Origin of the sequence: Allofranklinella schreckenbergeri, from assembly GCF_003703475.1 — a bacterium.
GTDB lineage: Bacteria > Pseudomonadota > Gammaproteobacteria > Burkholderiales > Burkholderiaceae_C > Lampropedia > Lampropedia schreckenbergeri.
Genome location: NZ_RDQM01000014.1, coordinates 1 through 22,654, shown reverse-complemented (window position 1 = coordinate 22,654; position 22,654 = coordinate 1). Strand labels below are relative to the sequence as shown.

Genomic DNA, 22,654 nt, shown 5'->3' with positions numbered 1-22,654 from the left:
GGTGTTTGTTGAGCGTTGCCTTAGCTTTTGCGCGCAGCGATGAAGGCCGTTACAAGCCCCACCAGAGTTGTGCCCCCGATGATGGAGGCCACAACGGTTTTGTCGTACATGGCCAGATAGATGGCGCCGCCTATGCCTGCGCAGGCAATCAGCAACGCGAAAACAAGGCCAGCAATGCGGTCGATGAAGGTCATGGTGTTGACGCGTCGCGTCTCGGCGTGACGAAAGACGATTTCTTCACTGGTTTTGTCAAACAGCCATTGCACCTTTTCCGGGGCAATTTCCTTGAGGCGCGCCAGTTGCTCTATGGGCAACAAAGGGGCGTCGGTCGTAGTCTCCGAAAGGGCCAGCTCATCGCCTCTGGAAGAGCGGGCGCGGGCATGGGTTTGGCGATTGGACATCAGTGTTTTTTCGCGGTTACTCGCAAATGACGTCCCAAGGTACGGCGCAGATCCAGATCCACGGCGCGCATATCGGCTGCGATGCGTGCGGCGTCGCGGGCGGCGTCGCCTGGACGGGGGCGGATGTAGTGACGCGCCGGGCTAAAGGGGTTGCCCACCGAGGCCCCGGCGCGCGCGAGCACTTTGAGCAGCGCTGTCATGGTTTCTCCTTGAGTGGGTGCAAAAACGGCCTTGATGTTACGTCAGGTGAAAAAGACTTTCAATGTCCAAGGCTGCTGCGTGCGCCCGGGGTGGTCGGGCAAAGCGTTTCATAAAGCGGTTTATGGCCTCTGTGCGGGGCGTTCGTGGCGGGGCTGGTACGAAGGCTTGGGGCAAAACGTGCCGTGCGCGCCGTTTGGCGGGAATGAATTTTTGCACCGGCTTCACCTGAGGTCTTTGTGCAAGTACTGCTGCACGATTTCTACGATGGTTTGCGCATCCTTCTCGCCCAGGCGCCCGGTGTTGGGGTTGGAAGTGAGCAGGCCGCGGCGCTTCATGCGTTTGGTGCCCCATTCATGGTAGGCCGCGTAGAACTGATCGAAGCCGATGCTGACGCTGTTTTTGTCATGGCTGACGGAGATGCCATCGAACATGCTGCCGTAGCGCTCCAGCATCAGGCCGCGGCCGGGGCCGTCTTTGCCTTTGGCGGCCTTGCTGCCGCGCCAGGGGTAGCTTTTCTTGGTGGACTGCTCCCAATCGCCCCATTTGTTGCCGTCCGGGTCCCTGCGGGTTTCGTAGCGCGCGCGCATGTTTTGCTCCAGCGCGTGGCCGATGCTGTCCATGACCGGGCTGAGGTCGCTCATGCGCTCGTGCAGCTGTTGCAGATAGGGGCGCAGCGCGCTGTCTTCGAGCTTGATGGTGATGGGCATGGCAGTCTCCTTTAAACCGCTTGTGGTAGATTGGGGGTAAGTTTTTTGCCGCGCATGACGCCGGAAAATAATCCTGCGCGCCGAGCACGGGGCTCCGGGCCAAGGCCCGGCAGCGCCGGATGAGGGGACAGTAGGCCCTCCATGCGTGGCCCCGCTTTCTCAATCCAGGCTGCCGTCGAGCAGCTCCAACTGGCCACCGGCGACGTTGCCGCGTATGTCTGCCAGGCTCGCCCAATAGGCCGTGCGCAGACTGGCCGATTCTTCCCCCTTGACTGTATAAGCAGGCGCTACGACCACACGCTGGGCCTGGGCCCCTTGCGGGGCCAGCACGTACAGCAGGGTTTGATTGTGTTTGTCCAGCAGCACGGCCTTGGGTCTGCGCAGATTGGCGCTGAGGGCGCGCCAATCGCCCTCGCTCAGGGCGTCGCCCTTGCCCTCGTGGCGTTTGGCCTTCTTGCCAATGACGCGGCTGTCTTCGACCCGGATAGCGGCGTTGGGCACGTCGATGCCCTTGTTTTTGAGCGCGGCGACATCTTGCGGGCGCACGAATCCCAGCAGCGCCATGCGCTTGCGGGCGATGGGGTCGGCCATCAGATCCGTGATCCAGGCGGCCCAGGCCTTGTCCACCAGTTCAGCGCCTTCGGGGCTTTGGTTGATGGCCTGACCAAGGGCCGCGCCCAGCTCGGCCGGGGCGCTGGCGGCTTTTTGCGCCAGTTGCCGCGCCATGCTTTGCCATTGGGCGCTGGCCTCGCCCACGTTGTAGTCAAAGCCTGGCGAGACGCCCGGCACGATCTGGCGCACTTCGCCGGTGCGTCGGTTGATCCATTCCCTGGGCTGCTCCTGGGGCGGCTCGGTGCGCAGGGGCGCTCCGGTGGGGCTGGCGCCTGCATCGACCTCCTCCTGGCGCATGGCGACCACGCGGCAGCGGCAGCGCCAGCCGTTGGGCGGGTAAATCTGCTGCCATAGCGGGTGGTCGACCGGCAGCGTCAGGTTGTGCCAGCGCGCATGCTCGGGGCGCACGTGCTCATCGCCCACCGTCACGTAGCGCAAATAGGGGTAAAGGTGCTTGTTACGCTGGATGCGCTGCCATTGCCCGGCTGCGTGGGCAGCGCGGGTGTTGGTGTCGTAGATCAGCTGCAGGCGGCTCGGATTGAAATGGGTTTGCACGGTCTCGCCCGTGGCCGGGTCCACCACAGCGTTGAGGCCCCACCAGCCCTTGTCACGCAATGTCCGCTCGACGTCGCGAATGAAGTCGCGTCGGCTCAAATCGCCCTCAGTGGCGCGCTGCACGGCCTCGTAAACGGCTTGCAGCGTATCCAGGCAGGCAAGGCGGCTGACCGTGAAATTGCGCAGGTGCTCGTCTGCATACACGTCAAGCCAGTTGTAGCTGGTCAGCAGCTTGCTGCGCGCTTGCATGTATGCGACGGCATCTTGCGGCAGCAGACGCCAGAGCTGGGCAAACTCGGCCGCTGTCAGGGCATCGGGGGTATCGCTCATGCCCGCCCCTCATCGGCGGCATCGCCGCGCAGCCCGGCCACGCCTGCGGCGCGGGCGGCAAAGGTCAGCGCGTCCAGCGTGCGCTGCAAAGCGCTGGCATCCATGTCTTGCAACAGCTGCGGCAACGCGGCCAGAAACTCCTGCGCGCTTTGGCCCTGGGTGCGCGCCCGCTCCAGGGCGTCGAGCAGCGGTTGCAGCATGGGCTGCATGGCGGGCTGCCAATCCTGCGCGGCCTCGTCGATGGCCTCTTGCAATGGGTCAGGCTGGGGGTTTTCTGCAAATGCAGCAGGCTGGGCCGACAAGGCGGCGGCAGGAAGCGTTTTATAAAACGCTTGGGCGGGGTTTTGCGGCCTGTTTGGTACATCGGCCCCGGCGGCGGGCAAAAAGCGCGTGTGGGCCGCAAAATGCGCCGGGCCGTTTGCGGCGGGTGTGGCGGGCGCTTGCAACACCGCCTGCCCTTCTTCCGGCTGCGGGATGCCCAGCTCCTCTTGTGCCCATTGCACCGGGATTTGCATGCCGATGGCCACCAGCTTGGGCAGGGCATCGGCGTAGGCCGTCAGGTCTTCGCGTTCGCGCGTCTTGAAAGAGAACACCGGCGCGCGGCGCATGCCGCCCGGGGCCAGGCCATTGAGCGCGGCCAGCGGGTAGAGTAGATCACGCGTGAGCGTGCTGCCCAATTGCCGGATGTCCGAATCGCGCAAATCCTTGCGCACCTCGTTGTGCACATTGCCCAGCGCGTTGGTGCTGGATTTGCCATCGGCGCTGCTGGTCAGCGTCGCACCCAGGATCACTTTGGACTGCGTGCGCTCGCACCATTCGATCATCAAACGGAACGCCTCCGGGTCCCCCCGCGCCGCGTCCATGAACTCCAGCTGCATGCCCTCGGGGATGATGCCCGCCGCATTGTGGCCAATGCCAACCAGCGCGCGCAGCAGCGTGGTTTTTTCCTTGTCGCTGGCGCCGTGCGGGTACTTTCCGATGCGCACCGGGATGCCGTAGATCTCCAGGAATTCAGCCAGATCGCCCACGCTGTAGTTCTTGAACAAATACGGCCACACCAGCGCGCGGAACATGGCCGTGCGCTCCAGATAGCCGCTCTTGGCCTTGTGCACGTGCGTGATCCAGCCAAACGGCCACAGCCGCTCGCCCACGATGCCATCGGCATCCGTGCTGCCCGTGCGCAGGCGCAGCTGCTGGCGCTGGCCGCGGTGCAGGGTAAACCAACTTTGCGGCCGGTGCGTGATGTGCCGCGGCACATGGTAGGGGCCGACTTTGTGCCACTCGATTTCAAGGCATGCAAATCCCTTTCCAATAGCGTCTGTCACATCGAACAGCACGTCCTCGAAATCAGCGATCTCTGCCACCAGCTCCGTCAGCTCGGCAGCGGCCTTTTGCTCTGCGGCGCTGGGGTTGTCCGGCGGGTCGATGCTCCAATCGACCAGCGCGGCGCGGCGGCGCTTGCCCAGCTCGGCGGCAATGTGGCCGTCCTTTTCTTCCATGTCCTCGAACAGGTCAAACTGGGAGAGCAGGTCGCCGTTTTCAGCTCTGTCGAGGATGGCCGCCAACTTGGTCGGCGTCAGCCCCCGCGTGGGGTGCGTTTGCAGCTCGCGCTGCAAATGGCCGTAGTGCGCCGTCTGCGGCTCGTACAGGGCGTGGCGTTCGATGGGCTTGCCATCGGGCCCCAAAATCTTGCTCTCTGCCATGGTGGCCTCTCTCCTTACCAGCCCTCGGGCTCGGGCAATACAAAGTCCAGCGCATCGGCCTGGGCGGTCGTTGTGTTGTCGAACCCGCGCGCGTGCGTGGGCACGGGGATGTAGTCGATGGGGGCGGCCGGGTTACTGGCCGCGTGCAATGCCAGCGCCAAGGCCCAGAACCGGTCGGCGTGGCCGTCCTCGGTGGCCTCGGCCACAAAGCGGACATTGCCTGCGGCCGTCGTCACCTTGCGCACCAGGCGCAAATCGGCGCGAATCTTGGCGTCTTGCGGAATGCGCAGCGCGCGGTCCTCCATGGCATTGCGCACCGGGTAGGCCAGCGCCTCTTTCACGCCCGCGGAAAAGGTCACGCCCTCCACCCGCTGCGCGCCGAATTTGTCCTGCGCGTCATCCGTCCAGCCAATGCCCAGGCCCGTGGCGTCAATGCAAATGCGCTGGCATTTTTCGAACCAGGGCCAGAGGATTTTTTCCTGCTCACTCTTGCGCATGCGCTCCATGGTTTCGACATGGCGCGTGTACAGCACATCGCCCAGCTGCTCCACCACCCACAGCACCGTCAAATCGCGCTTTCGGCCAATGTCCACCCCGCAATACAAGGGGCCATCGCCCAGGCTGTGCCAGTCCACGCCTGCGGCGTACTCGCACGATGCAATCAGGTCGTAGGCCAAAAACTTGGCATCGTCATCGGCCGGGTTGCACATGTACTCCTGCTGGAAGCTCTCCTCATCGGCGCAGCCCGCGCGGATGAAGTCGAAGTACGCCGCCTCGTCCATGGCCTGGCACTCGTCATCGTCGGGCAGGCGCTCTTGCAGCTTGTAGAGAAAGCCATCTTCCAGCGCGCGTTGCAGCGTCACCGTGTGCAGGCTGATGTTCTTCGGGTTGCCCCGCTCCTTGACCTCGCGCACCAGCTCATTGAAAAAGTTGCCGCTGCCGCGGTGCGTGGAGATCAGCTCCATGTTGCCGCCCCAGGTAATGCCCGGGTAGGCAATGCTCCAGAGCTTGCGCGGGTCGGGGTGCAGGGCAAACTCATCCAGCACGCGCCCGCCGCGCTTTCCCGCCTGGGCATCGGGGTTGGAGCTCATGCTGTGGATGCGCCGGCCGTTGGCAAACTCCAGCACGTAGGCGCTGATGCGGGCCTTGTCATCAAGCACCACCTCGCCCAGATCGCGCGCGGCCAGTTGCATGATGCCCGCCCACAGCTTGCAGTCTTCGACGAACAGGCGCGCCTGCAAATCGTCGCGGCTGCTCACCCATTGGTCGTGCCGCGCACCCTGCGCCGCCGTGCGCTCCACACAGGCGTAGGCGGTGGACCACGACAGGCCGATCTGGCGGGATTTCTCCATCAGCTTCAGCCGCGCGCCGTCCTTGATCCAGGCCGCCTGAAACGGCAAGAAGATGCCCTCTGGATTGGCCGGGATGATGCGGGCCTTGCCCTTTTGCGTGCGCATACTTGCCCCTCACTCAATGCCCAGCACGCGGCGGATTTCGGCCATCGCCTCAGCGGACACCCCCGGCTTGGCCTCCAGGGTCTTGAATGCGGCTTTTTGCTCTTCCAGCAACTTCCTGCGCCCGGCCTCCTCGGCCTTGGCCTGAAACTGCTTGAGCGTCACGCTGGAGCGGGTGAGCGTGGCAATGTGCTTGGCCGCCTCGCTGAGCAAGCCGATGCGCTCGGCAGGCTCCAACTGCTGACCATCGGGCCCCGGCTCGTCTGCGGCCTGTAGGGCGAGGATGGCCTCGAACAGCTCGGTTTGCACCAGGCTGGTCAGCGCTTCGCTGCGGGCATCTTCTTTGTCGGCGGCGTGCTTGCGGATCAGCATGGCCGCCTCGGTGCTCGCCTTGATCGCCGCCAGGCGGCGGTCGAGCTTGCTGCCATAGCGGTGCAATGCCGTGCGGCTGGGCAGCTCGCCCGCCTTCGCCTCGGCCGGGAAGCGCTCTTGCAGATCCGCAATCATCTCATCGAGCGTCTGCGCGCCCGTGGCCAGCATCGCCTCGATGTAGGCTTTGATCTCGGCGGGCAGGCGGCTGATGCTGCTCTTGCGTCCCATGGCCGCGCCTCACCAGTACTTGGCGGGCCGGGCAATGCCCGGCTCGCAATCGACCGTGTACTCGGCCACGTCCACGCCGTGGCGCGTGAGCTTGCCCTGCCAAATGCCATCGGGGCGGCGCTCCAGCGCCACCAGATCGCGGTCGCTCAAGTACTCCAGCTCACGGCGCAAATCCAGCAGCGTGGCATCCGGGTATTGGGTCTGGGCCACGGTCAGCACCAGGGCATCGGTCGCGCCAATCGGGCGGGCATTGTTGAGGGTCAGCACAATCAGCCAGCGCAAACCTTCACGGCGCGCGCGGGCCAGATCAAGCGGGGTGGCGGTGGTCATGGCTTTTGGCCTCCTATCAACATTTGGACATTGGTCAATTGCCCGGCAATGGCATCAAGCCGGGCCTGCGTCACGCTCTCGCTGCGGATGTGGTCGGTGCGCTGCAAATACGTCATGGGCAGCTCCGCCTTGAAGACCAGAAACTCCCGCTCCAGCTTCTGCACCCGCACGGACTCCTCTTTTTGCGAGATTTCGATGCCGTCCAGGCGCTTATGCAGGCTGGCTTGCATGCCCTGGCCCGCGCGCTCCAGCGCGGCAAACTTGGCGTCCTGGTGCTTTTGGTGCTGGGCCAGCAGCAGCTTGCCCACACCGGCGGCCGCACCAAAAATCGTGATCAGCAGCCCCACTAACCAAGTGAATTCAATCTCTAAAGTCATCGCTTTTGCTCTCTTTCCAGGGCTGTCTGACAACCCACGCAGCGCCGCACGCCCGGCAACGCCTGGCGGCGCGCGGCCTGGTGGGCGAGCTGGTCGTGCAACCATTCCTGCCCGCGCTCCTGCGCGCGATCCATCACATCGCCCATCACTGCCCCTGCTCCAGCCAATCAATCAAACGGCGGTGCCGCCAGGCGCACAGGCCATAGACGTCGTACATCTCTTTGAGCGTCAGCAACACGGCATCAGCCTCCGCTATCGGCACCTGCGCCGGGGGCGGGCAGCTTTGCATCAGGGCTGCCGGCGGCGCGGCCTGCGGCAGCGTCAGCGGCGCGCTGGCGGGCGTTGACCAGGTGCTGCATGACGCCGTCGTCATAGCGGCAATCAGCGCGCTCGGCAGCGTCCAACTCCAGGGCTTGCTTGAGGGCATGGGTCGTTCTCCGGTTGGTGGTTTCCATGGCGCTGGCCGTGGCCCGGATGGCCTGGCTGGCGGCCTGGCTGGCCGCAATCAGCGCGGTGTGCTCGGCCACGGCGGCGCGGTATTGCTCCAGTTGCCGGGCCTGGGCGGCCACAGTGGCGCGGTCGGCGCGGGCCTGGGCGGCAGATTGGCCGCTGAGGTGGCCGATGGCGTAGACGGTGCACAGGCCGGCCAGCACCAGCAGCGGGCCGATGAGGCGGGGCAGCATGGCGGTCATAGGGCACCCCACAGACTGCCCAACAGGCAGCGCCAGAGCACGGCGCTCAGCAATGCGATTTGCAGGGGCACGGGCATGGTCATGGCTCCACCGTTTGGCCCCAGCTCGCATAGCGCGGCTGCAGGGCGATCAGGATGCGGGCGGGGTAGCCCAGGTTCTCGGGGCAATGGCTGGCATGGCGGCGCGCCTGGCCGCAGGCAGCGTCCACCCGCTGGCGGCTGGGCTGCGCCAGGCCGGTGGCGGCGGCTTCGCGCTGCCAGTGGCCCAGGCCGCCGTTGTAGGCGCGCAGGGCCACCCACCAGCGGTCAAATGCGCTGTAGCGTGCGGGCGTGCGCTCGTACAGCCAGCGGTCGTAGCCCACCAGCGCGCGCAGCGCCCAGGTGGGGTTGTGCGGCAGGCAGGCATCGGGCGGCGTGCCTGTGCGCTCGCACCACCAGCGCGCCGTGGCAGGCATGAACTGCGCCAGGCCGCGAGCGCCCACGTGGCTGATGGCATTGGGACGCCAGGCGCTCTCCTGATGCACCTGGGCCGCAAAGACGGCAATGGGCGCATCCAGCCCCCAGGCGCTGTGCGCGGCGCGGACGAGATCGCGCCGGTAGTGCTGGGCAGCGGCGGGGATGGTCTGGGCCTGGGCGGAGGAGGAGAAAAATCCGCCCGCATACAAGATCGCCAGATGAATCACCACGGACGCCACCGTGGTCCAGAAGTTGTGCGGGCCGCTGTGGGCCTTGCCGTGCAGGTAGGCGGCGGCCAGCAGTGAAGCCAGGAGCAAGGCCAGCATGGCCCATTGAGGCCATCCCATATCAGGCCCCCAGCGCCACGGCCAGCACAGTGGCGGCGACGATCAGCGCGCGGCGCAGCATGACGGCGGCCAGGAAGTACAGCCGGCTGTGATCGGGCGGGTACAGATCGCGCAGCGCATCCAGCTGAGGGCGCGCATAGGGGAAGATGGCGCGGTCAATCCAGTACCCGGCCACGGCGGCCAGCGCGATGAGATTGAGCTTGTAGAGCGTGACGGGCAATTGGCCCGGCGCAATCAGCAGCACCAGGGCAGAGAGCACAGCGGCAATGGCCCACCAGCTGGTCAGGCGCGGCAAGCGGCCGAAGGTGTAGGCATCGGTGGATAGGGTTTCGGGGGTACGGGTATCGGGCATGGCGGCTACTTCCAAAAGGCAAAAAAAACGGGCATCCGTTGGGATGCCCGTGATGGTGCTTTTTGGGGTAGCCCTTGTCTTTTGACAGGTGTCAGAAGATGCGCGGCAAAGCTGCGCCGTACCTGCGGGGGGGTGGGTCAATCAAGCGTTTTTAATGTTTGCTTATTTCGAGGGGCGGCCCTTCTACCCATCCTTTTGCGGCATTCACGGAAGCGCCGCTTTGTATTTTTTCCAGTAGCTCTTGCCGCTCCTGACGCCTCTTGCTTTCCAGCTTCTGGGCGCCCCGCTGCGCGCGAATTTGCTCATCCCAGCAGCGGGCCAGCAAATAGCCAAAGATCGCTATGGCAACGGCAGCGCCACAGCCAAGCACCATGGGATACCAGATCACTCCTGCCAACTGGTGGGAGATGGCCGGAGCCGCCGCCGCGAGCGCGGCCAACGCAGCCAGTGCGGCCCATCGGGTGGCTTTGCGGCGCTGAGCGGCGCTTAAATCAACAAATCGCTGATATGCCTGCGCGGTCATCTGGTCTGTGTCCAGCAGGTCATCCATCCGGTCTCTCATGCCCCAGATCGCCGTGGCGCACATCATGCAAAAAGGCGAAAGCACGCCAGAGGCCCAGGCAATGATTTGCCCGCTACCGGCCAGCAGCCGCCAGGCCAACTCCCCCAGCCCGACACAAACTGCAAGCAATACCAACAAAGTAATCGGCCGCGGGGCGACCAGCCAGATGACTAGCTGGCTGGCAGCTCTTGCGATGACACTTTGTTGAGCAGCCATTGCCGCAGCCCTTCGTAAACATCTGTGGCGTTAAGCTGGCCATCGTAAGACGTGAGGCGAATATCCCCTTTGAGCTTCAGCTCGGAGCCTTTGATGCTGCCGCCACCAATCAGTTCAATTTCGGTCTCCACATCCTCAGAGTTGCGCAGCGCAGCTCCCAGCGATGTCATCAACTTTTCCCCATCCTCTGTCGTGCTGCGGCCATAGCGCAGCGTGACGCTCATCTCAATGTTGGAGCCCGCCAACTGGTCAAAGTCTATCTTTGCCGCATCAATGGGCCTCATCAGCTTTTTCAGCGCAGCCAGCACCCCGTAATCCTCAGACGTGGCAACTGCCGTTGTATGCAAGGCAACCTGCCGGGTTGTGGGCTGCTTTTCAGGCGCGCTGGCCGCACTGCCGTCTTCGGTGTCTTTCACGGGGGGCATGATCGACGGGGGCATGACCTGCCCGCCAATCTTGATGGCCTTGACCCCCTTGCCTTGGCTGACTTTTTTCTGCAATGCCTCACTGGGCGTATCGAGCAGCTGCAACGTGTTGGTGCCCTCCAGAACTCCTGAGGCGTGCAAATACCATTGCAGATAGGATTCTAGATGGACGGCTTTCAATGCCTGCGATTGCATCAGCACCATGTGGTTGTCAACCACGCCAAAGTACATCATGGATGCCAGAAACTCCCGCCTCTTGCCGTTTTCCGCCTGGGGCGCGGCGACCTTCTCCAGCACAACCTCTTCACAAAGCTCATCATCAATGAAGCACAGTGGATCGGTGCCTGGCGTGTACGTCATCAAAGTGCCAAACACGAACCCGTTGGGCTCATCTTTGGGGATGCCCAAGGCGTGGTAGATCGGATCATCTTCAGCCGCCACGTTCTTTCTGCGCTCGCCAAGGGTTTTTCTCTTCCGTAGCGCAGCAGCCAGCAGGCTCTTGAGCGTCTGCCCCTCGACGCTGGTGTGGAATTGAACCCTTTTGTAGACAACGGCTTTTTGAACCCGCTTTCCTCTCGCACTCATAGAGGCCACCTTTCTAGTCACTCGAGATAAACGCCCGCGCCCGCATGTGCAATGCTTGCCTTGGCCTCTATCAGTTCGTTGAGCAGGTACTTGATGATTGCTGCTTCATCGGGTTTGTCGCTCATTGCTTGCTCCGTTGCTGTTTGCGCCATTGCCATGGGCGGGTCTGACCAGATGCCGCGCCGCACAGGGACTTCAAGCTGAGTCCCCTCGGGTTCGCTTGAAGTTGTTGTCATCACGGCAATACTCAAGCGCGTCAAACACAATCCCTGCAATGCGGGCCAAGTGCTCGGGCTGGTTGAGCAGGATGCTGTCGCCCGTGCCGATCTGCAGGCCTGCGCGCTCAATCTCTTTCTTTCGATGTTCCGTCAATGGCACACACACAAAGATGCAGGGTTGTCGCTTGTCTGCCTGATAGCGCAGGAGCCAGCGGTTGACTTTGCCTTGGTAAAGAAGGGAGTAGTAGCTTTCGGTGTCCTTGGCCGTAATGTCTGCCTGCGCGCCCAGAATCTCCAAGGCCACTTCCAACAAACGCCGCTCTGCGTATGTGGTCACGATACGTGGGTTATCGGCATCCACGATATCGGCCATAGGGTCAATCTCAGGCTCTGGCTCCGCAGCCAAAACCTCTGCTGGGGCGGCAGCGGGCGCTTTCATGGACAGGCCGGAAACCACCATATTGCTCACGGCACGCTCAACAGCCTGCTTGACAAGCGGTGCGATGCTTTCTAGGAATCGGGCGTTGAATTGGCGCTGGATGTCGGCGCGGCCAGCCACGTAGCGCACAAAGTCCACATCGGGTTCGCGCAGGCTACTGCTGATCACTTCAGTAAACGCATTGAGATAAACCGTCTCTTCTGCCAGCGTGCGCAGTGCTTCGGGCTGAAACTCGTCGTGGCGAAAGCGGCGCAGGCGCTGCAAGAACGTGATGTCCATATCGCCAAAGTCCACCGTTAGAAACGGGGTGCTGTCCATCACGTTCTTGTTGTTCAAGTCGGTGAAAAAGCGCCACTCCTCCCCATTGGTGATGGCGGCGATGGTCACTTCCGGGGTGGCATTGAAGTAGCGCGAAAGCTGCGGGCAATGGTTGTTGAGCTTTTCGCTATGTGCCTTGGCTTCGATGAACATGACAGGCACGCCGTGGCAGAACAAGGCGTAGTCCACGCGCTCGCTGCTTTTCACGCCCGGGAAGTCGGCACCGTATTCGGCTTTGACTTTTGTCGGGTCAAAAGGTGAGAAACCAAGAATGTCGAGCACCGGCAAGATCAGCGCTTGTTTAGTGGTTTCCTCACTGTTGCAATGCGCCGCCACGGCTTTGACGTGCTCGGCATGCTTGCTCATTCGTTCGGTAAAAGCGTCCATTTGTCTCTCCTGCATTGCGTGATCGGGGGCGTCTCAAGCACCCGCGCCCGCATGGCTTGATGCGGGCTTTTTTTGTTGGGGCGGGGGCGCCTGCACATAGATGTGCACGTGGGTGTGGCTGCCCCAGTTGTGGATGGCGTGCGCGGCTTGCGCGATTTGCCGGGCGCTGGCCGTGGTCAGCGCGCCATGCCCGGCACTTGCGGCCTCAGCCCTTGCCAGAGCGCTTTCTTGCATTGGGTTTGTCTCCTTTTTGTTGTTTGAAAAAACCGATCGCCCCGGCGTTGTGGATGGCGCCTGCCTGTTGGCCTATTTGCACGTTGCCGCTGCCTGATTGGTGCAGGCTGAAACCAGCCTGTGCTGTTGCGTCCACAGGGTCTTTGGCCGGCAGTGCGGGAGGCACTTCATCTAAAGCGGCATGAAGCAACTCGTCGAGAGACATGCCAAGAAGACGGGTGATCTTCACTAAATACAAAAAGTCGGCTGTCACCTCGCCGTTTTCTATTCGGTACTGCTGAGAGAGCGCCACTCCAGCGGCGGCGGCCAAATCTCCTGGCTTCAGCTTCTTTTTGCCTGATGCCACACGGATTGCTGCACCCAAGCCTATGCGGAGCGCCACTTCTTCCTCGGTGAGTTCTCGTTTCGGCATATCCCTACTAAATAGTCAAGAAATTTCCCAGCCTTGCGAATTTCCCAGGGCTGGGAAATAATTCACACCAACAAACGGCCTAACCCGGCCCTAACCACACTGCAAGGAGCAAAAAAATGACCTCAATACGCACTCCAGATGGCTGGCCATCAAGCTGACGAAGTCCACTACCGCCCCTTCGATCTTGTTACACCAAATTACACCATTTTAGCCATGAAGAAACTTCGCACATCGGCCCAGGCGCGCCAGTGGCTCAGTGAGCAGGGCATCACGGTCACCCAATGGGCGCGCGATCACGGGTTCAGCACCAGCCTGGTTTTTGAGGTGCTCTACGGCCGCAAGCGTTGCCTGCGCGGCAAGAGCCACAACATCGCCGTGCTGCTGGGTATGAAGCACGGGCAGTTGACGGACAAACCGGCGCGCGTCAGCCCGGCGCAGCGTCAGCAAGAAGAAAGGGCTGCGGCATGAGCGCACCCACCAAATCGGCCGCCCCCGTGCTGGCGGTGCTGGAGGCGCTGTGCGGCTTTGCCGCCAACGGCGCGACGAACAAGGACTTGGCGGCGGCCTGCCGCACGACGCCGGTGGCGATTACGCGGGCGACGCAGACGTTGATCGATTACGGCTGGTGCCGCAAGGCCGAGGACACGGGGCGCTTTTACCCGACGACGCAGTTCACGCGGCTGGTGTTTCGCGTGCACGACGACTTTGATCGCGCCATAGAGCGCATGCAAGAGCAGCGCCGCGCGATGACGGGCGTCACGAGCGATGCCGAGACAAGAGCACTTTTTGGTTAGGAGTAAACAATGGCAAGAAAACCCACAGGCACTGCCGCCCCCGTCGAGCTGATCGAGGTGGCGCCGCAGTATGAGCAGTTGACGCAGCAGGCGCTGGATGCGCAGGCAAATTTTGATCGCGACAAGGACGAGGTGTTTGCCGCAGGGGTGGACATTGGGCGAATTGAGGCATTGGATTTCATTACGACGGTCGGAAATTCGGCTCTCTTGTCCATATACGAAAATTTAAAAAAATCAAAGGGTTGGCGATTTTTGAGGAATCCCAAAAATTCCGACGGTCGGAATTTTGAGAGCCTGCAAGAGTTCTGCACAGTCAAACTTGGACGGTCTTATCAACGTATGCAGGAGTTGACCGCCAACCGCAATCTGATCGGCCAAGAAGCCTTCGAGCAAGCCGAAAAACTCGGGCTGCGCCAAGTGGACTACAACGCCATCAAGGCGCTGCCCGCGCCCGATCAGGAGCTGATCCGCCGCGCGGTGGAAGAGGCGCAAAGCCGCGATGAGGTGCTGGATGTGTTGCAGGAACTGGCCGCGCGCAACGCCAAGGCTCGCGAGAAGCTGGAGGCGGATGTGGCTCAGTTGAAAGTGGACAACGAGTACGAGGCCGAGCAGCGCAAGAAGTTGCAAGCCAAAACGGAGCAGCTGGAAAAACAGCTGCGCAAGGGCGGCCCGCAGGTGCAGCCCTACAGCGAGCGCCTGGCGGAGTTCCGCACGGGCGTGGGCGAGCTGCAGGATGTAGCGGGTAAGTCACTGGTGCAGATGGCCAAGCAGATCGATGCATTGGCGCAGTGGTGGCAGCAGGAGGTGCTGGCCGCGCCGGATTACGACCCGCAGGCGCCGGTGCGCATGCCGCCTGAGCTGCTGGATACGGCGCGCGCGCTGGCTGAGCACATCGAGTTGCTGGCCGGCGGCGTGGGGGCCTTGCAGCACAAGGTGGCGCAGGCGTTTGGCGCGGAGCTGGAGATGCAGCCGCAGTACCTGATGCGCGACCCGATGGGCGGGCAGATGGGCGATGCGGGGCAGGATGGCGATGGCGTGGATGAGGGCGAGGCGGCCTATGCCGATGCCGGTGCATGAGGAGGCGGCCATGGCCTTGTCCCCTGAAGCGGCTGCGTACATCCGCGAGCTGGCGCGCCGGCTGGATGGGGCGGCGCACAGCGCGCGCGGCGCGCTGGTTGACGATGCGGCGCAGTTTTTGGGCATGAGCCGCCAGACGGTGTATCGCCACCTCAAAGCGGTGGCGGGCTGGAGCAGCGGGCGCAAGTGCCGCGCTGACAAGGGCACGACTTCGGTGCCATTGCAGGCGTTGACGCAGCTGGGCGCGGTGCAGCGCGAGAGCGTGCGCGACAACGACAAGCAGACGATGTTCACGCCGGTGGCGCGCAGTGTGTTGCAGGGCAATGGCGCTCAGCTGGGGGTGAGCAACAGCCAGCTGAACCGGTTGATGCGCGAGCGCAGGCTGCGCGCGGCAGTCAAGCGGCAGGCGGCGCCAGTGCAGCGTTTGCGCGCCCTGCACCCCAACCATGTGCATGAGGTGGACCCGTCGCTGTGCCTAGTGTACTACCTGGGCAATGAGCAGCACATCATGCGCGACAGCGAATTTTACAAGAACAAGCTGGAGAACTTTGCGAAGGTGAAGTTCAAGGTGTTTCGCTATGTGCTGTGGGACATGGCCAGCGGGGCGATTTGCGTGCAGTACCGCGAGGCGGCGGGCGAGGATCAGCACAACTTGTTTGAGTTTTTGATGTTCGCCTGGGGCAAGCAGCCGGGCCGGGTGTTGCATGGGGTGCCGCAGCTGCTGTTGTGGGACAAGGGCAGCGCGAACCAGTCCGAGGCGATCAAGGGGCTGCTGTTGCAGTTGGAGGTGCGCCATGAGGCGCACCGCGCAGGCAATGCGCGGGCCAAGGGGGGCGTGGAGAACGCCAATAACCTGGTGGAGACGCAGTTTGAAAGCCGCTTGCGCTTTGAGCCGGTGGCGAATGTGGCGCAGCTCAACGCGGCGGCGCAGGCGTGGTGCGAGGCGTACAACGCGAACCGGATTCCTGGCCAGGACACGCGGCTGCGGCGTGAGGGGTTGGCGCAGCCGATGGCACGCTATGGGCTGTGGATGCGCATCAAGCCCGAACAGCTGCGGCTGCTGCCGCCCATTGAGGTGTGCCGGGCGCTGATGGCCGGGCGGCTGGAGGAGCGGCAGGTGAAGGCCGATTTGTCGATCCGCTTCAAGCACCCACAGGCCGGGCGCACGCAAACCTACAGCCTGCGCGGCTTTGACGGCATTAATGAGGGCGATGTGGTACGCGTGCGGCCGCTGGTGTATGGCGAGTGTGCGGTGCAGGTGGAGCTGGAGCGTTACGACGGCGCGCCGCTGATTTACCGCGCTGAGCCACAGGTTGAGTACGACGAGTGGGGCGCGCCGATGAGCGCGGCGGTGGCGGGGCAGGAGTATCTGGCCCAGCCGGCCACGCCTGCGCAGCGCGCGGCGCGGGCGATGGATGCGATGGCGTACCCGGAGCATGCCGATGCCGAGCAGGCGCGCCAGAAGAAGGCGGTGCCGTTTGGCGGGCAGCTGGATGCGCACAGCCATTTGCGCGAGGTGCAGATGCCGACGTACCTGGTGCGCCAGGGCACGGAGATCGAGGCGCCGGCGCATGCGCAGGTGGCGCCGATCATGGTGGACAGCGTGACGGCGATGCTGCGCATCAGCCGCGAGCTGGGACGTAATTTGTCGCCCGAAGAAAACCGATTCCTCTCAGGCCGTTTGGGCGATGAGGGGATTGCCGAAGGGCAATTGCAGGTGCTGATTGAGCAACTCAAGACGCCGCAGCCGGAGCTATTGCGCGCTGCCGGGGGCGGTGGTGGCCTGCGCATTGTGAACGGGGGGAACTGATGCTGAGAGCCAAGAACGTGATGGTGCGCTTGTACGTGCGTCAGCGTGAGCTGGCAGCGCATGTGGGTGTGAGCGACGCGACGATTGCGCAGGCCATGAACCACGGCGTCTGGCCCAGGCGTGCGGGCCTGGCTGAGACCATGAAGGTGCGTGTTGAGGATTATTTGCGCGAGCGTGGGGCGCGCGCGGATGAATTGGCCACGTTGTGGCAGACAGCCCCTGAAAACGAGGTGCCCCTGCTGCTGCGTAGCGGCGCGGCAGCAGAGGCATTGATCCCCGGCCAGCAGGCCGATAACGACACTGAGGATTTGAGTATGTTGTTGACACACCAAACGTTGACGCCAGAGGCGCGCCGGCAGTTCCGGATTGTACGGGACCCGTTTGTCAATGAGCTGGCGGGCATGGACGATGTGTTCATGTCGCCCGATATCAGCTATGCCTACGCGGCGATGCGGCAGACGGCCAAGCACGGCGGGATGTTGATCCTGGCGGGGCAGTCGGGCAGCGGCAAGAGTGTGCTGCGCAAGGCGCTGGTCGATTGGATTCACACCGATCGCGAGCCGATCACGGTGATTGAGCCGTATGTGATCAACATGACGGGCGATGACCAGCGCGGCAAGAAGTTCAATGCGGCGGACATTGTGAGCGCGATCATCCGCACGCTGGACGATTCGGCGCCGATTCGCCAGACGATGCAGGCGCGCATGGCGCAGATGCACAAGATGCTCAAGGACAGCGCCAACATGGGGCAAAAGCACGTGGTGATCATTGAGGAGGGCCACGACATTGCCAAGCCGACGTTGCGCAGTTTCAAGCGGTTTTTTGAGGTGGAGGACGGCTTCAAGAAGCTGCTGGCGATCATCGTGATCGGCCAGGATGAGCTGGCGCGCAAGTGGGAGAACTACGACCCGACGATCCGCGAGGTGCAGCAGCGCGGCGAGCTGATCAAGTTGCCCCCATTGGACAACCATGTGGAGCAGTACCTGCGCCACAAGCTCAAGCGGGTGGAGCTCGATTACGACGCGATTTTTGAGCGCGATGTGGCAGATGCCATTCGCGGCGTGCTGCGCGCCCATGTGGCGGAGGTTCAGGGCGGGCGGCGCGTGGTGGCCGAGCGCAGTATTTGCCACCCGCTGGCGGTCAATAACCTGGTGACGCGGGCGCTCAATCAGGCGGTGCGCATTGGCGCGGCCAAGGTCAACGGCGCATTGATTGCGGCAGCGGCGAAGGGGGACTGACGATGTACCACACATGGCAGATGCGGGTGTTTTTTGATTCATCCGAGCGCACGTTTGAGGTGCGCGAACGTACCCAGGCGCGGGCGTTGTTCGGGCTGCTCGATTGGCTGGGCGCGGCGATGCCGGTGCGCATCGACACTTGCCGCATTGCAGAGGGCGCGCGCGTGGTGGAGGTGGCAGCATGAGCCTGACTAAAAAGCAGCTTGCTGCCTACCAACGAAGAACTCTCCGGAAGATTCAACAAACCTTGCTGAAGATGGCAGAGGCGTGGGATGGCATGGATGAATTCAACCGCAGCGAATTGACTGCCTTGGCAGACCGTGCCGATGGCATTGCCGCAGAACTTCTTGCAGATGAGGAGTATGAGGAATGAGGGAGCGTTTTCCGTATGAGCCGCAGCCGCTGCATGGGGTGATCGTGGGTTATGCGCGCAGGCGGCGCGATTGGCGGCGCCTGGTCCTGGCGGCGGTGTTGGCGGCGGTGCTGGTGGCTTTGCTGGCGGGGCTGCCTATGTTGTTGGCGCGGGTGGTTTTGTTGCTGCTGTGGGGGGCTGTATGAGCGTGGGGCTGGATTACGGGACCGCGCGGCTGTGGCTGCATTTGCGCGATGACGGGGCGTGGTGGACGGCGCAGGGTTTGTTCGATTACTGGCGGCCGGTGTTTGATTTGGAGCAGGTGCAGCAGATGCTGGATTACTTGTGCATGCACGGGTTTGCGGTGCAGCGCCTGAGTATTGATTGGGGGGCGCTGATGTATGCGGTGACGCCGCATTGCCGGGCTTTGCCGGGGTATGCGCTGGAGGGGGCGGCGGCATGTTGAGTTATGTGTGCCCGGTGTGCCGTAGCCAGGCGAGCCTGGAGCTGGTGATTTGCCAGGCGGTGGACGATGCCCAGGCGCGGCAGATGATCGAGTACCTGATCAAGACGTATCAGCCGTCGCTGGGCGCTGCCACGCTGCGCTATTTGCGGCTGCATACGCCGGCCAAGCAGCGCCTGAGCTGGGCGCGGGTGCGGCGGGTGTTGGGGGAGTTGGTGGAGGCGATGCGCAGCCGCAAGGTTAACCGGGCCGGGCGCGATTGGCCGGTGGGGGTGGAGGATTGGCAGGCGGCGTTCGAGGCGGTGTTTGAGGCGCAGGGCAAGGGGACGCTGGTGTTGCCGCTCAAGGATAACGCCTATCTGTACGCGATCCTGGTGCGGCGGGTGGACAAGAGCGAGGCGATTGCCGAGGCGAAGGCGGAGATGGAGCGGCGCGCGGGGCCGCGCGGCGCGCATGTGCAGGGCGCCGCCACCAGCATTGGCCAGGCGCTGGACGAGGCTCTGCGCCCGGATGCCGTGCCAGGCGCAGAGGCCAGCGCCGGGGCCCAGCCGCCGGCTGCGCCGGCGGGCGAGCCGCCACGCTACACCAGCCTGGCCATCCGGCGCATGCAGGAGGAGCGGCTGCGCAACCTGCAGCGGCGCGAGCGCATGCTGCAGCGCACGCAGGGCAGCGACGCTGGCGGCAACGGGCCGGGCGAGCCGGGCGAGCCAAGCAATGGGGAGGCCGCCCAATGAGCAGCGCCCCCATCGCCCTGCAGGCGCAGGTGCAGCTGACGCCGGGCCAGGCGCGCGGCGTGGCGATCCGCGTGCTGATTGAGCTGCTGAGCGGCGGCGAGGCCATTGAGCACGGCCTGTTGCTGGCCGATGACGGGCGCGGCCTGTATTCGCCCACGCTGACGCCGCTGCGTGCCGCCACAGACCTGGACCGCGCCGCGCTGCTGGTGTTGCAGCACCTGGCGCAGATAAACCGTGATTGTTGATTTTGAGAGAGGACACCATGGACACCCAAACCACCAACCCCATGACTGCCATTGCCGCTGCTGCACGCAGCTACCGCCAGCACAAGGATGTGCTGACCGAGCGCGCCCAGGGCCTGCATGACGCGCTGGAGGCCATCAAGCGCCAGCGCCTGGCCGGTCTGCGCAGCGCCGTGGCGCGCGTGACCGAGGCCGAGGCGGCGCTGCGCGCGGCCATCGAGGCCAGCCCGCAACTGTTCATCCGGCCGCGCACGGTGGTGCTGGAGGGCATCAAGCTGGGCTACCAGAAGGGCAAGGGCAAGATCAGTTGGGACGATGACGCGCAGGTCGTGCGGCTGATCCGCCGCCACCTGCCAGATGCCGCCGATGCGCTGATCCAAAGCCGCGAGGTGCCCATCAAGGCGGCATTGGCGGGCCTCAGCGCCGCCGAGCTCAAGCGCGTGGGCGTGAGCATCAGCGATTCTGATGACGAGGTCGTCATCAAGGACACAACGGCCACCGTAGACAAATTGGTGGCCGCGCTTCTCAAGGGCGCGGAGGAAGAGGCTGGCGAGGCAGTTTGAGGAGGTGCACATGATCAAATGCACGCGCTGTAGATACGCCTGCGCGCAAAGCGAGTGGGTGGACGTGCCCAGCAAAAAATTTGCCAATGCCACTGAGGGCGCCTGCCCGCGTTGCGGATGCCGGAGTTTTTTCGACATGGCGCCCCAGGTGCTCTGGATTTTTCGCGATGGACTCGTGCAAATGGGCGAACGAATGCACCATGAGCCCGACAGCGGGCCTTTGCTGATCGCTGCCGGGCCGCGCTGCGAGCTGGAGCTCATCATGGGCATGATGGCGCAACGTGTTTTCGAGCGTGACGGCTGGCTGGTACCCAACGTCGGGCAAGCGCAGGCCGTGCGAGAGAAGCTCCTGGCAGTGGACGCATGGCTGAACAAATGCCAGGCTAGGGCCAAAGCAGGCCGCATCAAAGGCGTCGTGTTCTACACGTCGGACGCTGTGATGCCGCAAGAGCCATCGGTCGGGATGATGTTGTGTGAGGAGGTGTGAGCATGGCTGCTACACAACGCCCCGCAAACACGCCACGCGCGGCCAAGTGGCGCAAGTTGATCCATGTGGCCAAGCGTCAATTGGGCCTGGACGAGGAGACCTATCGCACAGTGCTGCGCACCGTGGGCGGCGCGGATTCGACCAGCCACATGGACATGGCGCATCTGATCAAGGTGCTCGACCATCTCAAGCGGGCCGGGTTCCGGGTCAAGCCCACAGGCCAGCAGAGCGGCCGCACGATCTACATCGACAACGAGCAGGCGCGCAAGGTGCGCGCGCTGTGGCTGTTCCTGCATGCTCTGGGCGTGGTGCAGGACCCGTCTGAAATGGCGCTGGCAGAGTTTGTCAAACGCATCGCTCACGTGGATGATTTGCGGTTTGTGCGCGATTACGTGCCACTGATTGAGGCGCTCAAAAAATGGGCGATGCGTTTTTTGCCAGGACAGGTCGAACAGATGCTGGCCGATCTGATGGAGATGGAGCTGCCGCCTGAGCGTGCGGCGCATGCCGCAGCAGCCGTGCGCCGCCTGGCCGCTGGCGAGGGGTTTGATATTTATTACGCCGCCTGGGTGCATTGCATGCGGGCCATGGGCCGGGCGATCCCGCCCGAGGTAGCGCCCCAAAAACGCAGCGGCAAGGAGGCCGCTGCATGATGGAGCGTGAAGGCCGCATGCGTATCAGGCGGCACGAATTCTTCGAAGATTTCGTGGCGGCGGCTACGCGTATTCTTGTTGAGCTGGGGATAAGCCAGGCAGAAAGCGCTCTGGCCGCCAGCGCAATGGCCGATCACATTGCCAGCCACTGGGGCGGGCAAAATCTCAATGTGCCCATGGATTGGCGACGGGCGCTGACACAGCTGGAGCTGGAGATTTACAACAAGTTCACCGGCGACAACTACGATGAGCTGGCCCGCCACTACGGAATTTCGGAGCGCACCGCGCGCCGCTATATTGATCGCATCCGCAAGCGCCTGGCGGCGGCAGCTCGCCGCAATCAGCGCGATCTTTTCAACAACGAGCACGACGACACTTGAGGAAGTGTCCAAGGCCCGATTCTTGAGGCCGTTTTTTGTTTTCACTCCTTGAAAACTTTTTTCTTTCGGCCCGTTTTTATTTCCCTCTATTTCCCACTATTTCCCGGATTTATCGCACTCTGCAGCCGGGATTTATCTCTCCTCCCTTCAGCCTCGGCAGCAGAAAACTGGACTGTAAGATGCAATCATCAATGGCCACTGCGCCTGGAGGCCCTATCGACCTTGAGCGCTCCGGATGATGGAGCGTAAATCCGACACGATGGCCTCGCCTCGAAACAACCTGCATGCAGCCAGCGCCTGCTTTGCTGATACACAGCTTCCACAGTGGCGAGTCGTTTGGCAGCGTGGGGCAGGGAGCACCAGCACAATACTTTGAAAACTTCACGTAAATCGTGCTGACACTGCGGCACCTCTTGATCCAAGAAGATCAGGAAAGGGACAACAAAGCTCCATTCCTCGCCGCTTACATCACTGGGATAAGGCTTGCGAGATAAACCCAAGGCTAGGTGTTCAGTCTCAGAACCTGTTCAAAATCTTTTTGCCAGTTTGTTTATGCTCGTTGCATGAGAGCGAAATACCCAAGCGACATCAGCCCAGAGCAATTTGAGCATGTGCGCCCTTTGCTGGAGAGCGCACGCAAAAGCACCCGCCCGCGCACGGTGGATCTGTATGAGGTGTTCTGCGCCGTGCTGTACCTGCTGCGCACAGGTTGCCAATGGAGAGCTCTACCGAGTGACTTTCCCAAATGGCGCACCGTACACGCCTACTTCCAGATCTGGAGCCAGCCCAATGAACAAGGCACCAGCTTGCTGCAGCAGGCTTTAGAGCGTGTTATGCACTTTTCCGAGAGGTGGTGCTGAGCTTGGATACAGTGCCAGCATGTCTCGCAAGCCTTACCCCAGTGATGTCAGCGATGAAGAATGGAGCTTTGTCGCCCCTTATCTGATCT

General features: G+C 63.0%; 34 protein-coding genes and 1 pseudogene. 16 read left to right on the top strand and 19 right to left on the bottom strand.

Annotated features, from left to right (window positions below):
• Window positions 1-20: 20 nt before the first annotated feature.
• From EBQ26_RS10495 to EBQ26_RS10410, 19 genes are all read right to left on the bottom strand, one after another.
• The gene (locus EBQ26_RS10495; protein WP_122238973.1) at window positions 21-401 is read right to left on the bottom strand and encodes a hypothetical protein; all 381 of its coding nucleotides are present in this window, start codon (window positions 399-401) and stop codon (window positions 21-23) included.
• Window positions 401-601 (bottom strand): hypothetical protein, encoded by a 201-nt coding sequence (locus tag EBQ26_RS10490; RefSeq protein ID WP_122238972.1) that lies wholly within the window; start codon window positions 599-601, stop codon window positions 401-403. The genes EBQ26_RS10495 and EBQ26_RS10490 overlap by 1 nt, the downstream gene beginning before the upstream one ends.
• A gap of 222 nt (window positions 602-823) precedes the next feature.
• Window positions 824-1,309: a phage virion morphogenesis protein gene (locus EBQ26_RS10485; protein WP_122238971.1), complete on the bottom strand. Its 486-nt coding sequence runs from the start codon at window positions 1,307-1,309 to the stop codon at window positions 824-826.
• 159 nt (window positions 1,310-1,468) lie between these two features.
• Entirely contained in the window at window positions 1,469-2,806 is a 1,338-nt protein-coding gene (locus EBQ26_RS10480) for a phage head morphogenesis protein (RefSeq protein ID WP_238944304.1), read from the bottom strand.
• A complete protein-coding gene (locus EBQ26_RS10475) occupies window positions 2,803-4,509 on the bottom strand; it encodes a DUF935 domain-containing protein (RefSeq protein WP_122238970.1) in 1,707 nt (568 codons plus the stop codon). Before EBQ26_RS10475 ends, EBQ26_RS10480 begins: the two co-directional genes overlap by 4 nt.
• Window positions 4,510-4,523: 14 nt before the next feature.
• Window positions 4,524-5,966 carry a phage terminase large subunit family protein gene (locus EBQ26_RS10470; protein ID WP_122238969.1) on the bottom strand — a complete coding sequence of 481 codons (1,443 nt, stop codon included), beginning with the start codon at window positions 5,964-5,966 and terminating at the stop codon, window positions 4,524-4,526.
• 9 nt (window positions 5,967-5,975) lie between these two features.
• Window positions 5,976-6,563: a phage protein Gp27 family protein gene (locus tag EBQ26_RS10465; protein ID WP_122238968.1), complete on the bottom strand. Its 588-nt coding sequence runs from the start codon at window positions 6,561-6,563 to the stop codon at window positions 5,976-5,978.
• Window positions 6,564-6,572: 9 nt separating this feature from the next.
• A complete protein-coding gene (locus tag EBQ26_RS10460) occupies window positions 6,573-6,893 on the bottom strand; it encodes a hypothetical protein (RefSeq protein WP_122238967.1) in 321 nt (106 codons plus the stop codon).
• On the bottom strand, window positions 6,890-7,270 hold the full coding sequence (locus EBQ26_RS10455; protein WP_147474050.1) for a hypothetical protein: 381 nt from the start codon (window positions 7,268-7,270) through the stop codon (window positions 6,890-6,892). Before EBQ26_RS10455 ends, EBQ26_RS10460 begins: the two co-directional genes overlap by 4 nt.
• Window positions 7,267-7,416 (bottom strand): TraR/DksA C4-type zinc finger protein, encoded by a 150-nt coding sequence (locus EBQ26_RS10450; protein ID WP_122238965.1) that lies wholly within the window; start codon window positions 7,414-7,416, stop codon window positions 7,267-7,269. The genes EBQ26_RS10455 and EBQ26_RS10450 overlap by 4 nt, the downstream gene beginning before the upstream one ends.
• Before the next feature lie 96 nt (window positions 7,417-7,512).
• Complete coding sequence (locus EBQ26_RS10445; RefSeq protein WP_122238964.1) at window positions 7,513-7,962, bottom strand: hypothetical protein; 450 nt, start codon at window positions 7,960-7,962, stop codon at window positions 7,513-7,515.
• Window positions 7,963-8,041: 79 nt separating this feature from the next.
• Window positions 8,042-8,743 (bottom strand): transglycosylase SLT domain-containing protein, encoded by a 702-nt coding sequence (locus tag EBQ26_RS10440; RefSeq protein ID WP_122238963.1) that lies wholly within the window; start codon window positions 8,741-8,743, stop codon window positions 8,042-8,044.
• Between the two features lie 22 nt (window positions 8,744-8,765).
• Window positions 8,766-9,116 (bottom strand): putative holin, encoded by a 351-nt coding sequence (locus tag EBQ26_RS10435; protein WP_122238962.1) that lies wholly within the window; start codon window positions 9,114-9,116, stop codon window positions 8,766-8,768.
• A 151-nt stretch (window positions 9,117-9,267) separates the two neighbouring features.
• Window positions 9,268-9,894, bottom strand: a complete 627-nt coding sequence (locus EBQ26_RS10430) for a hypothetical protein (protein WP_147474049.1) — start codon at window positions 9,892-9,894, stop codon at window positions 9,268-9,270.
• Window positions 9,849-10,904 (bottom strand): hypothetical protein, encoded by a 1,056-nt coding sequence (locus tag EBQ26_RS10425; protein ID WP_147474048.1) that lies wholly within the window; start codon window positions 10,902-10,904, stop codon window positions 9,849-9,851. The genes EBQ26_RS10430 and EBQ26_RS10425 overlap by 46 nt, the downstream gene beginning before the upstream one ends.
• A gap of 17 nt (window positions 10,905-10,921) precedes the next feature.
• A complete protein-coding gene (locus EBQ26_RS13045; RefSeq protein WP_238944303.1) occupies window positions 10,922-11,062 on the bottom strand; it encodes a hypothetical protein in 141 nt (46 codons plus the stop codon).
• Window positions 11,063-11,099: 37 nt separating this feature from the next.
• A complete protein-coding gene (locus EBQ26_RS10420) occupies window positions 11,100-12,266 on the bottom strand; it encodes a type I restriction endonuclease (protein ID WP_122238959.1) in 1,167 nt (388 codons plus the stop codon).
• A gap of 33 nt (window positions 12,267-12,299) precedes the next feature.
• Window positions 12,300-12,500: a hypothetical protein gene (locus EBQ26_RS10415; protein WP_122238958.1), complete on the bottom strand. Its 201-nt coding sequence runs from the start codon at window positions 12,498-12,500 to the stop codon at window positions 12,300-12,302.
• Window positions 12,472-12,912 (bottom strand): helix-turn-helix domain-containing protein, encoded by a 441-nt coding sequence (locus EBQ26_RS10410; RefSeq protein ID WP_122238957.1) that lies wholly within the window; start codon window positions 12,910-12,912, stop codon window positions 12,472-12,474. Before EBQ26_RS10410 ends, EBQ26_RS10415 begins: the two co-directional genes overlap by 29 nt.
• A 213-nt stretch (window positions 12,913-13,125) precedes the next feature.
• Between EBQ26_RS10410 and EBQ26_RS10405 the strand changes: the two genes are divergently transcribed.
• The 16 genes and pseudogenes from EBQ26_RS10405 to EBQ26_RS10330 form a co-directional block, all read left to right on the top strand.
• Window positions 13,126-13,380 (top strand): DNA-binding protein, encoded by a 255-nt coding sequence (locus EBQ26_RS10405; protein WP_122238956.1) that lies wholly within the window; start codon window positions 13,126-13,128, stop codon window positions 13,378-13,380.
• Window positions 13,377-13,706, top strand: a complete 330-nt coding sequence (locus EBQ26_RS10400) for an IclR family transcriptional regulator (RefSeq protein ID WP_122238955.1) — start codon at window positions 13,377-13,379, stop codon at window positions 13,704-13,706. The genes EBQ26_RS10405 and EBQ26_RS10400 overlap by 4 nt, the downstream gene beginning before the upstream one ends.
• A 339-nt stretch (window positions 13,707-14,045) precedes the next feature.
• A complete protein-coding gene (locus tag EBQ26_RS10395; RefSeq protein WP_122238954.1) occupies window positions 14,046-14,783 on the top strand; it encodes a hypothetical protein in 738 nt (245 codons plus the stop codon).
• A 10-nt stretch (window positions 14,784-14,793) separates the two neighbouring features.
• On the top strand, window positions 14,794-16,593 hold the full coding sequence (locus tag EBQ26_RS10390; protein ID WP_122239005.1) for a DDE-type integrase/transposase/recombinase: 1,800 nt from the start codon (window positions 14,794-14,796) through the stop codon (window positions 16,591-16,593).
• Between the two features lie 20 nt (window positions 16,594-16,613).
• Window positions 16,614-17,831, top strand: coding sequence for an ExeA family protein (locus EBQ26_RS10385; protein WP_238944311.1), 1,218 nt, complete (start codon window positions 16,614-16,616; stop codon window positions 17,829-17,831).
• 2 nt (window positions 17,832-17,833) lie between these two features.
• Entirely contained in the window at window positions 17,834-18,016 is a 183-nt protein-coding gene (locus EBQ26_RS10380) for a hypothetical protein (protein ID WP_122238952.1), read from the top strand.
• Window positions 18,013-18,204 (top strand): hypothetical protein, encoded by a 192-nt coding sequence (locus EBQ26_RS10375; RefSeq protein WP_122238951.1) that lies wholly within the window; start codon window positions 18,013-18,015, stop codon window positions 18,202-18,204. The genes EBQ26_RS10380 and EBQ26_RS10375 overlap by 4 nt, the downstream gene beginning before the upstream one ends.
• Window positions 18,201-18,389, top strand: coding sequence for a hypothetical protein (locus tag EBQ26_RS10370; protein ID WP_122238950.1), 189 nt, complete (start codon window positions 18,201-18,203; stop codon window positions 18,387-18,389). The genes EBQ26_RS10375 and EBQ26_RS10370 overlap by 4 nt, the downstream gene beginning before the upstream one ends.
• Window positions 18,386-18,649, top strand: a complete 264-nt coding sequence (locus EBQ26_RS10365; protein ID WP_122238949.1) for a hypothetical protein — start codon at window positions 18,386-18,388, stop codon at window positions 18,647-18,649. Before EBQ26_RS10370 ends, EBQ26_RS10365 begins: the two co-directional genes overlap by 4 nt.
• Window positions 18,643-19,380 carry a hypothetical protein gene (locus EBQ26_RS10360; protein WP_122238948.1) on the top strand — a complete coding sequence of 246 codons (738 nt, stop codon included), beginning with the start codon at window positions 18,643-18,645 and terminating at the stop codon, window positions 19,378-19,380. The genes EBQ26_RS10365 and EBQ26_RS10360 overlap by 7 nt, the downstream gene beginning before the upstream one ends.
• Window positions 19,377-19,625, top strand: a complete 249-nt coding sequence (locus EBQ26_RS10355; protein ID WP_122238947.1) for a hypothetical protein — start codon at window positions 19,377-19,379, stop codon at window positions 19,623-19,625. The genes EBQ26_RS10360 and EBQ26_RS10355 overlap by 4 nt, the downstream gene beginning before the upstream one ends.
• A gap of 17 nt (window positions 19,626-19,642) precedes the next feature.
• On the top strand, window positions 19,643-20,185 hold the full coding sequence (locus EBQ26_RS10350; RefSeq protein WP_122238946.1) for a hypothetical protein: 543 nt from the start codon (window positions 19,643-19,645) through the stop codon (window positions 20,183-20,185).
• Window positions 20,186-20,378: 193 nt separating this feature from the next.
• A complete protein-coding gene (locus EBQ26_RS12735; RefSeq protein WP_147474047.1) occupies window positions 20,379-20,672 on the top strand; it encodes a hypothetical protein in 294 nt (97 codons plus the stop codon).
• 2 nt (window positions 20,673-20,674) lie between these two features.
• Window positions 20,675-21,325 carry a gp16 family protein gene (locus EBQ26_RS10340; protein WP_122238944.1) on the top strand — a complete coding sequence of 217 codons (651 nt, stop codon included), beginning with the start codon at window positions 20,675-20,677 and terminating at the stop codon, window positions 21,323-21,325.
• Window positions 21,322-21,705, top strand: coding sequence for a Mor transcription activator family protein (locus tag EBQ26_RS10335; RefSeq protein WP_122238943.1), 384 nt, complete (start codon window positions 21,322-21,324; stop codon window positions 21,703-21,705). Before EBQ26_RS10340 ends, EBQ26_RS10335 begins: the two co-directional genes overlap by 4 nt.
• Window positions 21,706-22,268: 563 nt before the next feature.
• Window positions 22,269-22,535, top strand: a pseudogene (locus tag EBQ26_RS10330) (transposase); the annotation flags it as partial.
• Window positions 22,536-22,654 lie beyond the last annotated feature (119 nt).

Coding starts and splice junctions, on each gene's coding strand:
- EBQ26_RS10495 (WP_122238973.1), bottom strand. CDS start 401: ATGTCCAATCGCCAAACCCATGCCCGCGCCCGCTCTTCCAGAGGCGAT.
- EBQ26_RS10490 (WP_122238972.1), bottom strand. CDS start 601: ATGACAGCGCTGCTCAAAGTGCTCGCGCGCGCCGGGGCCTCGGTGGGC.
- EBQ26_RS10485 (WP_122238971.1), bottom strand. CDS start 1,309: ATGCCCATCACCATCAAGCTCGAAGACAGCGCGCTGCGCCCCTATCTG.
- EBQ26_RS10480 (WP_238944304.1), bottom strand. CDS start 2,806: ATGAGCGATACCCCCGATGCCCTGACAGCGGCCGAGTTTGCCCAGCTC.
- EBQ26_RS10475 (WP_122238970.1), bottom strand. CDS start 4,509: ATGGCAGAGAGCAAGATTTTGGGGCCCGATGGCAAGCCCATCGAACGC.
- EBQ26_RS10470 (WP_122238969.1), bottom strand. CDS start 5,966: ATGCGCACGCAAAAGGGCAAGGCCCGCATCATCCCGGCCAATCCAGAG.
- EBQ26_RS10465 (WP_122238968.1), bottom strand. CDS start 6,563: ATGGGACGCAAGAGCAGCATCAGCCGCCTGCCCGCCGAGATCAAAGCC.
- EBQ26_RS10460 (WP_122238967.1), bottom strand. CDS start 6,893: ATGACCACCGCCACCCCGCTTGATCTGGCCCGCGCGCGCCGTGAAGGT.
- EBQ26_RS10455 (WP_147474050.1), bottom strand. CDS start 7,270: ATGACTTTAGAGATTGAATTCACTTGGTTAGTGGGGCTGCTGATCACG.
- EBQ26_RS10450 (WP_122238965.1), bottom strand. CDS start 7,416: ATGGGCGATGTGATGGATCGCGCGCAGGAGCGCGGGCAGGAATGGTTG.
- EBQ26_RS10445 (WP_122238964.1), bottom strand. CDS start 7,962: ATGACCGCCATGCTGCCCCGCCTCATCGGCCCGCTGCTGGTGCTGGCC.
- EBQ26_RS10440 (WP_122238963.1), bottom strand. CDS start 8,743: ATGCTGGCCTTGCTCCTGGCTTCACTGCTGGCCGCCGCCTACCTGCAC.
- EBQ26_RS10435 (WP_122238962.1), bottom strand. CDS start 9,116: ATGCCCGATACCCGTACCCCCGAAACCCTATCCACCGATGCCTACACC.
- EBQ26_RS10430 (WP_147474049.1), bottom strand. CDS start 9,894: ATGGCTGCTCAACAAAGTGTCATCGCAAGAGCTGCCAGCCAGCTAGTC.
- EBQ26_RS10425 (WP_147474048.1), bottom strand. CDS start 10,904: ATGAGTGCGAGAGGAAAGCGGGTTCAAAAAGCCGTTGTCTACAAAAGG.
- EBQ26_RS13045 (WP_238944303.1), bottom strand. CDS start 11,062: ATGGCAATGGCGCAAACAGCAACGGAGCAAGCAATGAGCGACAAACCC.
- EBQ26_RS10420 (WP_122238959.1), bottom strand. CDS start 12,266: ATGGACGCTTTTACCGAACGAATGAGCAAGCATGCCGAGCACGTCAAA.
- EBQ26_RS10415 (WP_122238958.1), bottom strand. CDS start 12,500: ATGCAAGAAAGCGCTCTGGCAAGGGCTGAGGCCGCAAGTGCCGGGCAT.
- EBQ26_RS10410 (WP_122238957.1), bottom strand. CDS start 12,912: ATGCCGAAACGAGAACTCACCGAGGAAGAAGTGGCGCTCCGCATAGGC.
- EBQ26_RS10405 (WP_122238956.1), top strand. CDS start 13,126: ATGAAGAAACTTCGCACATCGGCCCAGGCGCGCCAGTGGCTCAGTGAG.
- EBQ26_RS10400 (WP_122238955.1), top strand. CDS start 13,377: ATGAGCGCACCCACCAAATCGGCCGCCCCCGTGCTGGCGGTGCTGGAG.
- EBQ26_RS10395 (WP_122238954.1), top strand. CDS start 14,046: ATGCAGGAGTTGACCGCCAACCGCAATCTGATCGGCCAAGAAGCCTTC.
- EBQ26_RS10390 (WP_122239005.1), top strand. CDS start 14,794: ATGGCCTTGTCCCCTGAAGCGGCTGCGTACATCCGCGAGCTGGCGCGC.
- EBQ26_RS10385 (WP_238944311.1), top strand. CDS start 16,614: ATGGTGCGCTTGTACGTGCGTCAGCGTGAGCTGGCAGCGCATGTGGGT.
- EBQ26_RS10380 (WP_122238952.1), top strand. CDS start 17,834: ATGTACCACACATGGCAGATGCGGGTGTTTTTTGATTCATCCGAGCGC.
- EBQ26_RS10375 (WP_122238951.1), top strand. CDS start 18,013: ATGAGCCTGACTAAAAAGCAGCTTGCTGCCTACCAACGAAGAACTCTC.
- EBQ26_RS10370 (WP_122238950.1), top strand. CDS start 18,201: ATGAGGGAGCGTTTTCCGTATGAGCCGCAGCCGCTGCATGGGGTGATC.
- EBQ26_RS10365 (WP_122238949.1), top strand. CDS start 18,386: ATGAGCGTGGGGCTGGATTACGGGACCGCGCGGCTGTGGCTGCATTTG.
- EBQ26_RS10360 (WP_122238948.1), top strand. CDS start 18,643: ATGTTGAGTTATGTGTGCCCGGTGTGCCGTAGCCAGGCGAGCCTGGAG.
- EBQ26_RS10355 (WP_122238947.1), top strand. CDS start 19,377: ATGAGCAGCGCCCCCATCGCCCTGCAGGCGCAGGTGCAGCTGACGCCG.
- EBQ26_RS10350 (WP_122238946.1), top strand. CDS start 19,643: ATGGACACCCAAACCACCAACCCCATGACTGCCATTGCCGCTGCTGCA.
- EBQ26_RS12735 (WP_147474047.1), top strand. CDS start 20,379: ATGCACCATGAGCCCGACAGCGGGCCTTTGCTGATCGCTGCCGGGCCG.
- EBQ26_RS10340 (WP_122238944.1), top strand. CDS start 20,675: ATGGCTGCTACACAACGCCCCGCAAACACGCCACGCGCGGCCAAGTGG.
- EBQ26_RS10335 (WP_122238943.1), top strand. CDS start 21,322: ATGATGGAGCGTGAAGGCCGCATGCGTATCAGGCGGCACGAATTCTTC.